A 16277-nucleotide genomic window follows, 5' to 3' on the forward strand; every position below is an offset into this window, starting at 1 on the left:
ATGAAAGACTTAGCGAAACTGGAAAAACAATTATTAGCTCCGAGCCAGGATCTTATCAGTGATATGCAGGCGTTGGATGGAGATATTTTACTCCTAGGGGTAGGAGGAAAAATGGGACCTAGTCTGGCAGTATTAGCCAAGCAGGCTCTGATAGCTGCCGGCAAAGATAATGCTGTGATTGGGGTTTCCCGGTTTTCAGATTCTACTCTTCAGCAAAATTTGGAAAGTCAGGGGGTTCAAACAATCAAAGCAGATCTGCTTGATAACAAACAACTTGAAAGTTTGCCGGAGGTAAAGAATGTCATTTTTATGGCGGGAACCAAGTTTGGCACTACCGGGAAAGAATCTTTTACCTGGGCGATGAATGCTTATCTGCCAGGAAAAGTAGCAGAGAAATTCAGAAATTCTAAGATTTTAGTTTTCTCTACCGGTAATATTTATCCTTTTGTATCGGTTTATTCAGGTGGAGCCACAGAAGAGACTACCCCGGGGCCGGTAGGAGAATATGCACAATCCTGCCTTGGCAGAGAAAGGATGTTTGAACACTTTTCCAGCTTATATAAGATTCCCACACTGATTTATCGCCTCAATTATGCTATAGATTTTAAGTACGGTGTATTGTTGGAAATAGCCAAGTCGGTATTAGAGGAGAAAGAAATTGATCTATCCACCGGACATGTAAATGTAATCTGGCAGGGTGATGCCAATGAGTATGCCCTGAGATCATTCAGGTTTTGCGAATCACCGCCCCGTAAGCTAAATATTACCGGTCCAGAAACAGTTTCCATCCGTTGGGCTGCTGAGGAATTTGGGAAAATTTTTAATAAAAAGCCTCGCTTTATCAACGAAGAGCAACCTACAGCTTTGCTCAACAATGCATCTACTGCCCATCAGCTATTTGGATACCCGAAAGTAAGCCTGAAGGCTATGATTGAAATTATAACTATCTGGCTTAGCAGTGGAGGAGATACTATTAATAAACCCACCCGTTTTCAGGAAAGAAAAGGAGCTTTTTAAAGATAAGTAGTAATGCATTTTCCTGGGAGGAACATGTGAGCTACAAGAATTAACGATTAACACATGAAATCATTAGCACCAGCGATTAGAAAACTACTTTTTGAAGGAACCGTCATTCCTGCGCATCCCTTGGCTTTAGATAAATCCAGGAAAATGGATGAGAAGCGACAGCGTGTCCTTACGCGTTATTATATGGATAGTGGTGCCGGCGGTATAGCCGTAGGCGTACATACCACACAGTTTGAAATCAGGAAAAATGAAATTGACTTGTTTAAACCCATACTGAAACTGGCTGCAGAAGAAGTTGAGCAGGCACAACTTAGCCGACCATTTATCAAGGTAGCAGGTATTGTAGGACCTACAGAGCAGGCTTTGCAGGAAGCAGAACTTGCTGTAGAACTAGGATATGATTTGGGGTTGGTGAGCAACGGTGGCTTGGCAGAGCTTTCAGAAGCACAACTGATCAAGAGAACGGAGAAGATCGCTGAAGTCATTCCTGTATTTGGATTTTACCTTCAGTCAGCAGTGGGAGGTAAGGTACTGAGTTTTGATTTCTGGAAAGATTTTGCTGAAATACCCAATGTACAAGCGATTAAGATGGCCCCCTTTAACCGTTATCAGACCCTGGATGTCGTAAGAGCTGTATGTCATTCTTCTCGCCACAAGGAGATAGCACTATATACTGGTAATGATGACAATATTGTGGCAGACTTGCTTACTACCTATCGCTTCAGGGTTCAGGGGGAGGAAAGAGAAAAATCTATTGTAGGAGGGCTTCTTGGCCATTGGGCAGTATGGACACAAAAAGCAGTGGAGCTTCTGGAAGAGATCAAAAATATCAGACAACAAGGAAATTCTGTACCTGGCGAGATGCTCACCAAAGGAATTGCAGTTACCGATTCCAACGCAGCTTTTTTTGATTCAGCCAACCTCTTCAAAGGCTGTATCGCCGGGCTTCATGAAGTATTGCGAAGACAAGGTGTATTGGAAGGTACCTGGTGCCTCAACCCTGAAGAATGTATGTCTGCCGGGCAAAGCGAGGAGATTACTAGAGTATACCAAGCGTATCCTGAACTCAATGACGATGCTTTTGTGAAAGAGAACCTGGAAAGGTGGCTGCGATAACAAATTATTCATTATAAAAAATTACGATGGAATTAAGTACCATTGATCTTATTGTCATCGGATCATTCTTTCTGACCATGCTCCTGATTGGTTTTTGGTCTTATTTTAAAAATAAGAATGTAGAAGACTACTTTGTTGCTGGTGGAAACCTGCCCTGGTGGTTATCCGGTATCTCTCACCATGTGTCAGGCTATAGCGGAGCCGTTTTTGTAGCCTATGCTGCGCTAGCATACACACATGGATTTTCCTTATACATCTGGTGGGCATTTACCATTGGGTTTTCTATTATCTTAAGTGCCAGAGTATTCCCTGTTTTCTGGGTACGCTTGCGCAAAAAATTCAGGATACAGTCTCCGCTGGAATATCTGGCTAATCGCTACAATGTGCTTACTCAGCAAATCATGGCCTGGAGCGGAGTGTTGCTTAAGCTATTTGATGTAGGGGCCAAATGGGCTGCTATTGCCATACTGTTGAATATATTTACTGGCTTATCCCTAAGCACAGGAATTCTGATTTCAGGAGGGATCTCCCTGATCTATATCACTTTTGGTGGACTTTGGGCAGTTATTATCACAGATTTTACCCAGTTTATAGTTCAGGTCGTGGCAGGTATTGTCATGTTTGTGGTAGTAGTGGAAAGGTTAGGTGGATTTGACTCTATTTTTAGCGTGTGGGAGCAACTACCAAAGGAAAATAGTCAGCTCTTCAATGAGCCCTATACTGTGGCTTTTGCGCTGGCTTTTTTGTTTATCAACTTTCTGAGCTACAATGGTGGAAGCTGGAACCTGGCCACCCGCTATATCTCGTCTCCTAATGAACAAGAGGCTTCTAAAGCAGCCTATCTCTCTGGAATTCTATATCTGATATGGCCATTGATACTTTTTTTCCCTATGTGGGCAGCTCCGATTATTTTGCCAGGTTTGGAAGATCCTTCGCAAGCTTATGGTGCGCTTACCCTGGAACTGCTACCTTCCGGACTCATTGGTTTAGTCATAGCCTCCTTATTTGCAAACACAATGTCAATGACTTCTTCAGATGTCAATACCATTTCTGCAGTCATTACTCGTGACATACTGCCAGTAGTTTCAGCACGCTTCAAAGATGAAAGAAGGTCACTAACAACAGCCCGGATTACAACCTTTGTCTTTACTCTTCTGACCATCACTGTAGCCTTACAGCAGGAACGGTTTGGAGGGGTGGTGGGTCTGATTATTTCGTGGTTTGGTGCCTTACTGGGACCTATCGCTGTACCTATGCTCTTCGGACTTTTACCAGCTTTCAAAAGCTGCGGCCCCAGGGCGGCAATTTCTTCCATTGCTGCCGGGCTTATTACTTTTATCATTACCAAAAATGTAGAGATGGAAAGTATGGCTTTAGAAATAGGCTTACCAGTATTCGTTTCTACAATTGTCTATATAAGTATGGGATACATCAATAGAAAAGAAGTACCCGAGCGTGTAAAAAAATTATTAGCTTCAATTCAGCAAAATAATGATGAACGACACTACAAAAAAATTTAAAACTTCCAGAATGGAAGTTCAGGTTTTTGCATCTCGTAATGAGATAGGGGAAGCTGCCGGTAAAGCTGTGGAAAATAAAATCCTGGAGTTGTTAGAAACCCAGGACGAAATTAGGATGATCTTTGCAGCCGCTCCTTCTCAAAATGAAATGCTGGCTTATTTGAGGCAGTCATCACAGATACCCTGGCATCGCATTACAGCATTTCATATGGATGAATACATAGGATTAGCGCCTGAAGCTCCCCAACGTTTTGCTAACTTTCTGAAAGCACATCTTTTTGATCATGTCGCTTGCAAAGAAGTGCATCTTATAGATGGAAATCAAAATATTGATGCTGAGTGCAGCAACTATGCTGCATTAGTTTCTGAAAAGCCCATTGATATTGTATGTCTGGGCATAGGAGAAAACGGTCACATTGCTTTTAATGACCCTCCAGTAGCTGATTTTGATGATCCGGAAATTATTAAAATAGTAGAACTTGATGAGCAGTGTCGCCAACAGCAGGTAAATGATGGCTGTTTTGCCTCTTTAGCACAAGTACCCCGAAAAGCACTTACCCTCACTATACCTACGCTAATGAAGGGAAGATTTCTTTATTGCGTGGTGCCAGGCAAAACCAAGAGAATGGCGGTCAACAAAACGCTGAATCAGGAAGTTTCTACGGATTGCCCTGCGACTATTCTAAAAACACATGCTCACTGCAAAATGTATCTGGATATTGAATCATACGGTAAAAGCATATAATAAAAGTAACCAACAGTACGCTGAGGTGAAGATTGTTGAGGGAGTAAACTGCATATCGGGTAAGCAGGAAAGATTGACAATCAGCAAAGGGAAGGTTGAGAAAATCAAAACGCTTGAAAGTGTGGATGATGACGGTACTTTCTTCGGACCAGGCTTGATTGATATTCAAGTCAATGGAATTGATGGGATTGACTTTAATGATACTACACTAAAGCCTGAAGATGTATTAAAAGCTACCCAATATTTGTTGAGCAAAGGTGTCACTACTTTTTTTCCAACACTCATCACTAATTCTGATGAAAATATTTACCAACTGATAAACATCATTGTCAGTGCTTGTCATGAATATCCCGTGGTTGATGCCTGTGTGAGTGGAATTCATCTGGAAGGGCCTTTTATATCCAAAGTAGATGGTGCCAGAGGCGCTCATGATCTGAAATATATTAAAGCACCGGATTGGGAGTGGGTAAAACATTGCCAGGAAATATCCGGTGGTAAAATTAAAGTAGTGACCTTTTCCCCTGAATGGGAAGGTTCTACTGACTTCGTTCATCAGTGTGTATCGCATGAAATTTTGGTCGCCATAGGACATTCCAATGCTACACCTAAAGAAATTCATTCTGCAGTTATCGCTGGTGCCAGCTTATCTACACACCTGGGTAATGGAGTACCTTTAATGCTGCCTCGTCACCCTAATTTGCTGTGGGAGCAGCTGGCCCAGGATAAGCTCTATACCAGTATCATTGCCGATGGGTTCCATCTCCCTGATGCATTTCTCACTACAGCGATCAGAACCAAAGGCGAAAAGGTTTTTTTAGTGAGCGATGCTACTTGTTTTTCAGGAATGTCTTCTGGAGTGTATAAAACACATATCGGAGAAGAAGTAGTGCTGGAAAAAGATGGAAGGCTATCAATGAAAAATTCACCAGATCTGCTGGCTGGGGCTACCAAATGTTTAATAGAAGATATGCAGTATTTACTGGACAGGAAGTTGGTTGAGCTTGCAGAAGCATGGAAAATGGCATCTATCTATCCTGCAAGTTTTTTGGCTTGTCCGGCCCCTGGCATAGCATCCTCTCAACCAGCCGATCTGGTGGTGTTTAGAATCAACCAGGGAAAAAAGGTTGAGATTGTCCAGGTTGTTAAAAAAGGTCTGACAGTCTTTGAAGGATAATTTTTAGACATTCATGGGGATACATATCTTCATTAAACTTAATGAATTACAACGTACAACCTTCTGCGGAAAAATAGAATATATCCAATCCTCCATAGAATCCTGAAGGTGTGTTTTGGCAGATAAGCGCATTTCTCTAAAGTGATGCAAAAGTATCTTGAGTTTGTACATAAAGGGGAGCCGCAAGAGTGGGAACCTAATATCCTCCTAGTAAGTATTATAAAACAGCTCAGACATAGGCTAAAAGTCATATGTGATAATACATTTTATACTTTCGGTTATGTGCCCACATACAATTTTATTTCCTGGGAGGAAATAAAAAGGCACAAAAAATAGGGTGAAATCTTTTGATCTCTTAGAGAATTATTTAAATTCGGGTACGTGCCCGTAAAAATGTAAGTGTCACAATGGTTTTCAGCTATTAATAGTGAAAGTACTCGTATGTTAGCATTAGCAAACTAATTCAAATTTTTTTATATCTTTTCGGGCACGTGCCCGAAATCCAAACTAACAATAATGAGAAGAAATGAACCGGTAATTAACACAGCATTAGCTGCCTATGGAATGTCAGGCAGGGTGTTTCATACTCCTTTGCTGCATGTACATGCTGGTTTCAAACTGCATTCAATCCTTCAGAGAAATAAAAATGATGCGAAGCAGAAATACCCTGATCTTAATGTAGTGTCTAACTACCAGGATCTGCTAAATAATGAAGCTGTTGAGCTTATTATTGTTAACACTCCAGAATACCTGCATTACGAAATGGCATCCCAGGCCTTGGAAGCAGGTAAGCATGTGGTGGTAGAAAAAGCCTTTACCTCTACTACCTCAGAGGCCAGGCAATTGATTGATCTTGCGCAAAAACAAGGTAAGATGCTTAGTGTCTTCCAGAACAGTCGTTGGCATGGTGACTTTTTGACTATTAAGAAATTGGTTGAAAATAAGCTTTTAGGTAAGTTGGTAGATTATGAGGCCCATTATGATCGATATCGCAACTACGTTGAGGAAAACAACTGGAAAGAAGAGCCTCTTCCTGGTACTGGTGTTTTGTATAACTTAGGGTCCCATATGATAGATCAGGTCTTGGTATTATTTGGCTGCCCTCAATCTGTACAAGCAGATATCAGAGTGCAACGTCCGAGTGGAAAAGTGGAAGATAACTTTGAGTTGATACTCGCCTATGATCAGTTAAAGGTGACCCTTAAATCCAGTTATCTGGTAAGAGAACCTGGTCCACGCTATGTGATGCATGGTACCAAAGGAAGCTTCATCAAAAATGGCGCTGACCCTCAGGAGGCATTACTTAAATCTGGGAGGTCACCTTTGGAAGAAGGGTGGGGGCAAGAGGAAAAGGGGCATTGGGGAAGAATTAATACCGATATAAATGGTCTGCATATTCAAGGAGAAGTTGAGACGCTACCAGGTTCTTATTTAGGGTATTATGACAGCATATATGCTGCGATTCGTGAAGGAAAAGAACCTGAGGTAAAAGCAGAGCAGGCAATGCAGGTGATTGCTATTATTGAAGCTGCAATAAAAAGTAATAAGGAAAACAGAAAAATAATTTTGGAAGCTCCTCCTTAGGGATAATTGTATTACATGACTTCACAAGGAAAGTTGAACAATATCCTGAGCTTGTTCAAAATCTAAATTGGTAGCCAAATTTAAACTGGAAAAAGATATATTGGAGGACATTACCCCCTTGGATATCTTCTCCTGGTCAAAAATAATATCGATGAAACTATACCGCCTATTTTTCATTTTCATTTTTTTTAGTTGGGAATTTCGGCCTGCATTGGCGCAGGAGTCTTCTCAAAGTACATTAGAACGAAGAGAAGAGTATCTTAGGCAGCTAAAGTCAGTCTTACCCCCTGACTACCAAAGGAGGTCCGATGCTCCCCCGCCTACACCGGTTGATTCTACCTGGTCGAGCTGGCAGCAACGTAGCGGAGAACTACCGCCTGATTTTACTCAGTTACCTTCATTACCTTTTCTGCCAGATCCATTAATACTGGACGAAGGAGGGAAAAATATCCCCGTCAAAACAATGGAACAGTGGTATAAAAAGCGCCAATGGATTAAGGAGCAGGCACAGCACTGGATTACGGGTACAATGCCACCGGCACCTGACAACCTGAAAGCCAGTCTGGTGGATGAAAGGAAACTTGGTGACTTGACAGAGCAGGATGTATTGCTTGAATTTGGACCTGCTCATAAGGCAAAACTAAATATCACTTTACTGATTCCTCCAGGTGAAGGACCATTCCCGGTATTTATGTGCCCCTGGAAAAAAGATCGTTACGACTGGGTTCAGGCTGCGGTACGGCGAGGATATATGGCGGTCAGGTTCAGAGCAACTGATCCTAAATACGGACATCCTGATGACAGTGAGGCTTACGCAAAAATCTACTGGCCCGATTATGACTTTACGACCATTGGCCGCTGGGCCTGGTCGGTATCGCGTACCATAGATTACCTCTATACCCGTTCTGATGTAGAGCAGGAGCAAATTGCACTGACAGGGCTTTCCCGCAATGGAAAAATGTCGCTTTGGGCTGCAGCTTACGATGAGCGGATCAAAGCGGTAGTGCCGATCAGTGGAGGAACAGGCGGGGAAAATCCTTTTCGCTACACCTCAGATAAATACGATAATGAAACCATTGAACTTCTTAGCCGCTGGCAGCCTCATTGGCTACATCCCCGGATTCGCTTTTTTGTTGGCAGAGAGCATAAGCTTCCTGTAGACCAGAATTCATTGATGGCACTGATCGCACCCCGGGGGCTCATGCTGAGCTCCTCTATCACCGAATCACAAGGTGGCCCCTGGGGGATTGAGCAAGCGTACCTGTCAACCAAAAAAACTTATGAGTTTCTGGGGGCTGATAATAAAATTGCATTGGATCTGAGGCATGGGCTGCATGCCCCTTCGGCCAGGGATATGGAGCGCTACCTGGATTTCTTCGACTACATTTTTGGACGGGGCAGCATCATGCCCCACAATCAACAATATTACAGCTACAGTTTTTCCCGCTGGCTGGGCTTGTCGGAAGAGTTAATTGACCCTCTTGCCTACAAGTCAAAAGGAATCGACAATATATTGGTCAATCAGGAAGGAAAGAAAATCAGCTCGGTGCCTGAGTGGGAGCAGAAAGAGAAAGAAGTCGAGCATTGGTTGGATTGGGTAATGGGAAATGAACCACCCTCTCTAGGCCCGGGAAAACAGTCTGATTATATGCGGGAAGTGGTGGGTCTTCCTGATATACCCCCGGACTTTGGAAGCAGGGCGATTTCGTTTGGGCAGCTGTATTTTCCTCATACGGAAGATGGGAAGCCAGCAAAAAAAGATCTTCCGCTGGTCATTTACCTGCACGAGTATAGCTACACTAAAGGGTTTGTTAAATCTACCGATATCATCAAGCGGTTTCTGGAGGCGGGCTTTGCTGTTTATGCTTTTGATCAGATTGGCTTTGGCAGTCGCATTGAAGAGGGGAAGTTGTTTTACGAGCGGTTCCCCCATTGGAGCAAACTGGGGAGAATGGTATCAGACGTTCGTTGGGCTATAGATGAGCTGTCTCAGATAGAGTTTCTGGATAAGGATAAAATGATGGTGGCTGGCTATTCTCTTGGAGCTACTGTGGGGTTATACACTGCCGCGAAAGACGATCGCATTGCAGGAGTGATTTCGGTCTGCGGATTTTCTCCTATGCGGCTAAATCGGGTAGGGAAAACAGCAGAAGGTATATATGGCTATTCACATTTGCACGGTCTATTGCCTCGCCTAGGCTTCTTTGCTGATGATGAAGATAGGATACCTTATGATTATCATGAAATACTCGCCACGATTGCGCCTCGGCCTTTGCTTGTAATCGCTCCTAATTGGGACCAGTACAATGCATATGAAGATGTAAAGATGACAGTTCTAGAAGCAAAAAAAGTCTTTGCGCTGTATCATTCTGATGAAAATCTCCAATTAGAGGTACCCGACGATTACAATAGACTTTCTTCCGATACGAAAGCACTTATGGTAAAGTGGGCTCAAGAAAATTTTGTGGATGAAAGTCAAAAGCCCTATTCTAATCGATATAAACAGTGATGATATTATATGAGAATTAATCCCTCAGGTAACATTCAAAAAAACTCAACAATAAAAGACTAAAAATTAGAGATAAAGAGAAATATTAATTAAATTCGGGTACGTGCCCGTAAAAATTTAAGCTTAGTATGAAATAACAAGAAATCTACACCAATATGCTTCTAGCCGCGGGGGGGATTATCTGTGAGGATGATACCGCATCTACCTTTGGAGAGGATAGAGAGTTAGCTGCGTACATGTAAAAAAGCGCAAACCTGAGTAATGATATACGATGAGTTCATCGACAAGGTGACTTTTTGGCTATCAAATATATTTATGCCCAATGGAGAAAGATGATGAGGGTATATAAAGGTTTGAGAGCGTGCAGATGGAAAGGAGGGTGAGGAGTTATTGTTTGAAACACCGCCTTAATAAGGTGCTTTGTAAAATACGGTTATATGTGTGAACCAACTTAATGAAACTAATGAAGTATAATTCTACAGTATTAATATTTGTATGTATCCTGCTGTCAACTTCTTGTAATCAGGAAAAACTATACCCTGATTCTCTCACTCCGGATGAAGCATTAGGAAGTTTCCAACTGCACGAAGGCTTTGAAATTGAAGTGTTTGCTGCCGAACCTCATGTCAAAGATCCGGTGGAGCTTGTGTTTGATGAAAGGGGTAATGTGTACGTCGTGGAAATGCCAGATTATCCCTATAAGCCCAAGGAAGGTGAAGCGGCAGGGCGTATTAAGATGCTGATAGATACTGATCATGATGGCAAAATAGATGATTCAGTAGTATTTGCTGATAAACTATCTGAAGCTACCAGCGTTTTGCCCTGGAAAGATGGGCTCTTGGTAACCTCAGCGCCAGATATTCTTTACCTTAAAGATACTGACGGCGACCATCAGGCTGACTCCAAAGAGGTTTTGTTCACTGGCTTTTTTGAAAATAACTCTGAAGCACAAATAACCAACCTCAGGTTTAGTGTAGATAACTGGATTTATGCTGCTAATCACGGTCAGGCAGGAGAGGTAAGCTTTAGCAGAAATCCTGATGCACCTAAATTGTCAATGCGAGGTGGTGATTTTCGCTTTCGTCTTGACCAGGGAAAGTTCGAACTTGCCAGTGGTCCAGGGCAGTTTGGACATACTATTGATGACTGGGGACATAGATTTATCACGCAAAATACGATTCATATTCGTCATGCAGTAATTCCTAAACGATACCTGGATAGACATCCTCACCTCTCTTCTTCCAATGCGGCATTGAATATCTCTGATCATGATCTTCGTATGTATCAGGAAACACCGGCTCCTTACTGGCGAGCAGAGCGTACGCGTAGAAGACAAAAGCAATATGATGAGCAGGGACTGGATAGAGTTGAATATGCAGAAGATCATTTTACTGGCGCATCAGGGGGAACCATATATACGGGAGACGCTTTTCCTGGAGAATATTATGGAAATATATTTACAGGAGATGTAGCTGGAAATCTCATTCACAGAGATGTTTTGACTCCTATGGATGATAGTCCCACTTTTATAGCGCAGCGCCATGAATCAGAAGCTGACAAGGAGTTTCTGGCCTCTACTGATCCTTGGTTCCGGCCAGTAAATTTCACTGTAGGGCCGGATGGATACCTGTATGTAATTGACATGTATCGTCAGCATATAGAAACTCCTCTCTCAATACCGGAAGATCTTAAAGAGGATATGGACTTTCTGAATGGAAGTGATATGGGAAGGATCTACCGGATAAAGCCGGCGAATGCAGAGTCAAAAAGTAAAATCATTCCCAACCTGAAAGAGATGGAAACGCAGAAGCTAGCGGAATTACTTTCACATCAGAATCAGTGGTGGCGTCTTCAGGCGCAAAGGCTTTTACTGGAAAGGCAGGATCTTGGCGTAGTTCCAAAAATAGAAACTATATTTCAGCAACATCAGGATCCCAGAGTGCGTCTGCATGCCCTATATGTTTTGGAAGGACTGAATAGTCTGAAACCCGAACATGTGGAGCAGGCAATGCATGATAGTCATCCTGGCGTTAGAGAACACAGCATCATTTTGGCAGAACGATTTCGTCAGATGTTACCTCAAATTGTACAATGCCTCAAAGATAGTGCTTCAAGAGTAGCTTTTCAGGCCAGTCTCAGTTTAGGCAATTTTGAAAATGATGAGATAGTACCAGCACTAGCTGAAGTGGTGAAAGAAAAAGGAGCTGACCCCTGGTTTAAGGCTTCCGTTCTCAGTTCTGAACCGGGAGCATCATTTGCCCTCATGAGAACGATTAGCGAAGATGCGTTATTTTTCAAGCAAATTGAACCCTGGAAATTAAACTTTGTAGAGGATATCTCTTATGCTATTGGGTCCAAAAATGATGAACAGGAGGTTGCAGCATGCTTAGGCTTACTGTCAAATAAACAGGAAGAGATTCAGCAAGCAGGCATCAGTGGTCTAATTAAGGGACTAAAGAAAAATGATGATGAAGAAATACAGAAAATCATTGAAAATATAGAAGCTAATGCTGAAATGGAGCCTAAGGCTGCCATTGAAAAGCTGAACGCTTTTTACGATAAATCTATCTGACTATGCTAAACCACAAAAGATCACGAAGAGATTTCTTTCGTCAGTATATACGTGCCGGTACCCTCTTACTGGGAGGAGGGCTCATCATTAGTAGCTGTACGGAAGGAAAGCAGGAGCAGGAGAAACAGGTAACAGCTTATTCCGGTGATCCCTGTAGTGATTTGAGTAATGTAAGTGCTGAAGAAATTCAGAAAAGGGAAAACCTGGGCTACGTTGCAGAATCACCTATTGCTGACAATCAATGTAACAACTGCAATCTGTATTTACCACCAGGTGACAAGACCTGTGGGGGATGTATGCTGTTTAAAGGGCCCGTTCATGCGGAAGGGTATTGTACATACTGGGCACCTAAAGTGTAACGATACAAACAATGATATTCGGAGCAGCAGTGAAGAGTAGTGTGGAAAACGTGTAACTGGAAAGTTGTTGCAAAGCAAACATTTAGGAGAAAATGATCTGAAGATCTTGTAAGCATCTGATACTATTATCAATGATCAGAAGTTTTATGTCCCAAGTATTTGTCCTGACGATAAAGCATAAGAAATCAATCTAATAAATGTTTTCTCTTTGAAGCTGGGAAAATATAGAGGCTGAATTTACCCGGTGAATTATTTGCAGAGTATCAGTTGAAAGTCCAGCAAATGAGACCCGAAGGTGAAGTAGTAAGCGCTGCATACGAGGAATTCTGACCAGACTATATTGCTACCAAAAAAGCGTATGCTGAAGGTGGCTATGAAACCAGCGAACGAGCGTCCAGGGTTGGGCCCGGTTCTAAAGAAATTCTATTGTCAGCAATACGGAAGGTCTTGAAAATATGAATAAAATCTTAATAAAATATATCGTAAAGTAAAGAAGTAAGTAAAACAAAACCAGTAGAAAAGCCACAGTAAGCCTTGAATTAGGCTTATCCAGGGTAAGTACATGCTTTTCAAAACCTTCAATTGAACTGTAACTATAACTAAACCTCTCAATTATGAAACATTTAATCTTCAGCTTATGCTTTGGCTTACTCGTACATTGTGCGATGGGACAGGGCATCACTGTAACAGGTACTGTTACTTCATCTGACGATAATGGACCACTGCCAGGAGTAAATGTACTGGTAAAAGAATCAACAGTAGGTACCATTTCTGACATTGAAGGAAGGTACAGACTAGAAGTCCCTTCATCATCGTCCGTATTGGTTTTTTCTTTTGTAGGCTATATGTCACAAGAGGTAAGTATAGGAAATGAGGCTGTCATCAATGTTAGTCTTCAGCCAGATCTAGGGCAGCTTGAGGAAGTGGTGGTAGTAGGATATGGTACCCAGAAGAAAAGCTCTGTTACCTCAGCAATCTCTAAGGTGGAAAATGTAAATCTGGATCAGATACCTGCTGGTAGGCCAGAAACTGCCCTCATAGGCCGAATGGCAGGAGTGAATATTACTACCTCTAATAGTAGCCCAGGGGCAGCACCTGAAATCAATATAAGAGGGGTAGGTTCAATTTCTGCCAGTAATGATCCTTTGATAGTGATAGATGGTTTCCCAGGGGGGAGCATGTCTAATGTGAACATGAACGACGTAGAATCCATTGAAGTGCTCAAAGATGCTTCAGCTGCTGCAATCTATGGATCAAGAGGATCTGGAGGTGTAATCATTATTACTACCAAACAAGGAAAGGCTGGTAAACCTCAGTTAAACTTCAATGCCTACTATGGTATTTCCACCGCGATTAAGTATGATGACTGGATTTTTGGGCAGGAATATTATGACTATCAGGCACGCTACAAAAACCGTGACTTTGCCTGGGAAGGTGGAGATACTTCGCTGCCTTTGTGGGGAGATGAACGTCGGCCTACTACTTATCGGGTTAATCCTGTTATCATGGAAAGAAGTGTAGACTGGGAGGACGAATTATTAAATCCGGCTCCTATACAGAATTATAACCTTTCATATTCAGGAGCTAGCGATAATGTCTCTTATTACATTTCGGGTACTTACAAAAATGAGAAAGGTACACTTCTGAATACCAATTATAAAACTTACAACCTCAGAGCAAATGTTAATGTAGATATTAATCCAGTAGTCAGTACCGGGTTTATGCTTAGCCCTAACTATTCAAAGCGAAGGACTGCTCCGGTAGGAATGGAATCTATTGTAAAAACTGCTCCTTTTGTTTCTACAGAACCTAATGAGCAGGGAGTGTATCCTCGCCCACTGGATTATTGGGGATATTCAGTTTCTGGCCAGATGAACCCACTGGCGGTACTGCATGGTAATCACCGTTATTCAACCTCAATGAGTAATGTAGGAGAAATGTACCTGAATTTTAATATTGCAAAAGGTTTAAAGTTCAAAACATCAGTAGGGGGAAATGTGACGTTTGTTACCAGTGAATATTACCGCGAAGCAATGGCTACCAGCAGGAATCAGATCTCGGGTTCCGCTTCTGACTCCAGAGATATCAACCTGATCAACGAAAATGTACTGAGTTATGATAAAAGCTTTAATGAAACTCACCATATCAGTGCGATACTTGGAGCTTCTTACCAGAAAGCTACTTCAAGATTTGCTACCATGGGAGCTGAAGCAGGAAGCTTTGGAAATGATATTGTCAGGACCTTAAACAATGCGATAATTTCACCTACTTCATCCTATACTTTAGAGTCACAATGGGGACTTGTATCTTATTTCAGCAGAGTTAATTATGATTATAAGAATAAATACCTTTTATCTGCATCATTCAGAACAGATGCCAGTTCCCGTTTCGGACCAGAAAATCGTTGGGGTAATTTCCCTTCTGCTTCTGCCGCCTGGAGAGTTTCAGAAGAAGGGTTTATGCAGCAGCTATCTCCAGTCAGTGAGCTGAAACTGCGCGCTAGTTATGGGGTAGTGGGTAACTTCAACATCGGTGATTTTCAGTACTTAGGAACCATTAGCGACACTTACTACTCACCTGATGGCGTATTAGTAAAAGGGCAGGCTCAGACCACATTCGGTAATCCTGAATTAAGGTGGGAAAGGACTGAAAGTTTTGATATAGGCGTTGAGCTAGGTTTGTTCAACAATAGAGTCAATTTCGTTTTTGACTATTATAATAAAAACACCAACGACCTGCTCTATAATGTTTCCATACCGGCAATTACCGGATTTACCAACTCTATCATCAATGTGGGTGATGTAAATAATAAAGGGATAGAGTTAGAACTTACAACCAAGAACTTTACCGGTGATTTTAAGTGGGAAACTTCGTTTAACTTTTCCAGGAACCGAAATGAAGTCGTAGGCCTGGGAGGAGTGGATGAAATTATCAACACTCATAGCCGTGGGATGGGCTGGCTACTACGGGTAGGTGAACCTATGTTTTCTTTCTATGGATACAAACTGATTGGTGTATTGCAGGATGAAGAAGATGTTGCCAATTCTCCAGTGATTCCTGGTTCAAAGCCTGGTAATGCAAAATATCAGGATACAAACGGAGATGGTACCATTACTCCTGAGGACAGAGTTATACTGGGTAATTTTCAGCCTACAGCTTTTATGGGCTTAATCAATAACTTTGCCTGGAAAAACTTTGATCTCAGTATTATTATGCAGGCTTCATTAGGGGCCAAACGGTACAATTTAGAAAATTTGTACTACGAAGGGCCTACCGTAAGTGCAATGAGACGCTCACTAATTGAAGACCAGTGGTGGTCAGCTGAAGAACCTGGTGATGGCATGTCTCCAGCTACTGCACTAAGCCAGTTGTCTTATGTCGCCAACAGTGATTATTATCTGGAAGATGCTTCATTTCTGTCAATCAGAAACATCAATTTCGGTTACACACTTCCTTCCACTGTAGCAGAAAAAATAAGATTGAATAACTGCAGGTTGTATATCTCCCTGAGCAATGTGCTTCTTCTCACCAAAGATGAATTTCATGGTTATAATCCGGAAGGTTATACACAAGGAGGGATAAACGGTATCAATAGTATGCCTGGCTTTAACAACGGGTCATCGCCTGTGGACCGTACATATGCTTTTGGTGTTAATGTAAACTTTTGAGATA

The 16277-nt window shown here is 42.1% G+C and carries 10 protein-coding genes; all 10 read left to right on the forward strand.

Annotated elements, in window-relative coordinates:
* Nucleotides 1-1017 (forward strand): NAD-dependent epimerase/dehydratase family protein, encoded by a 1017-nt coding sequence (locus tag WJR50_RS17555; protein WP_341294609.1) that lies wholly within the window; start codon nt 1-3, stop codon nt 1015-1017.
* Between the two features lie 63 nt (nt 1018-1080).
* Nucleotides 1081-2142 carry a dihydrodipicolinate synthase family protein gene (locus tag WJR50_RS17560; RefSeq protein WP_341294610.1) on the forward strand — a complete coding sequence of 354 codons (1062 nt, stop codon included), beginning with the start codon at nt 1081-1083 and terminating at the stop codon, nt 2140-2142.
* A 26-nt stretch (nt 2143-2168) separates the two neighbouring features.
* Entirely contained in the window at nt 2169-3662 is a 1494-nt protein-coding gene (locus tag WJR50_RS17565; protein ID WP_341294611.1) for a sodium:solute symporter family protein, read from the forward strand.
* A gap of 10 nt (nt 3663-3672) precedes the next feature.
* Complete coding sequence (locus WJR50_RS17570) at nt 3673-4407, forward strand: glucosamine-6-phosphate deaminase (protein ID WP_341294612.1); 735 nt, start codon at nt 3673-3675, stop codon at nt 4405-4407.
* Complete coding sequence (locus tag WJR50_RS17575) at nt 4355-5581, forward strand: N-acetylglucosamine-6-phosphate deacetylase (RefSeq protein ID WP_341294613.1); 1227 nt, start codon at nt 4355-4357, stop codon at nt 5579-5581. The genes WJR50_RS17570 and WJR50_RS17575 overlap by 53 nt, the downstream gene beginning before the upstream one ends.
* A gap of 516 nt (nt 5582-6097) precedes the next feature.
* On the forward strand, nt 6098-7165 hold the full coding sequence (locus WJR50_RS17580) for a Gfo/Idh/MocA family oxidoreductase (protein WP_341294614.1): 1068 nt from the start codon (nt 6098-6100) through the stop codon (nt 7163-7165).
* A 151-nt stretch (nt 7166-7316) separates the two neighbouring features.
* Nucleotides 7317-9674, forward strand: coding sequence for an alpha/beta fold hydrolase (locus WJR50_RS17585; RefSeq protein ID WP_341294615.1), 2358 nt, complete (start codon nt 7317-7319; stop codon nt 9672-9674).
* Between the two features lie 463 nt (nt 9675-10137).
* Complete coding sequence (locus WJR50_RS17590) at nt 10138-12246, forward strand: PVC-type heme-binding CxxCH protein (RefSeq protein WP_341294616.1); 2109 nt, start codon at nt 10138-10140, stop codon at nt 12244-12246.
* Nucleotides 12247-12248: 2 nt separating this feature from the next.
* Complete coding sequence (locus tag WJR50_RS17595; RefSeq protein ID WP_341294617.1) at nt 12249-12605, forward strand: high-potential iron-sulfur protein; 357 nt, start codon at nt 12249-12251, stop codon at nt 12603-12605.
* 614 nt (nt 12606-13219) lie between these two features.
* Complete coding sequence (locus WJR50_RS17600) at nt 13220-16273, forward strand: SusC/RagA family TonB-linked outer membrane protein (protein ID WP_341294618.1); 3054 nt, start codon at nt 13220-13222, stop codon at nt 16271-16273.
* Nucleotides 16274-16277: the final 4 nt, after the last annotated feature.

Source organism: Catalinimonas locisalis, from assembly GCF_038039535.1.
Taxonomy (GTDB): Bacteria; Bacteroidota; Bacteroidia; order Cytophagales; family Cyclobacteriaceae; genus Catalinimonas.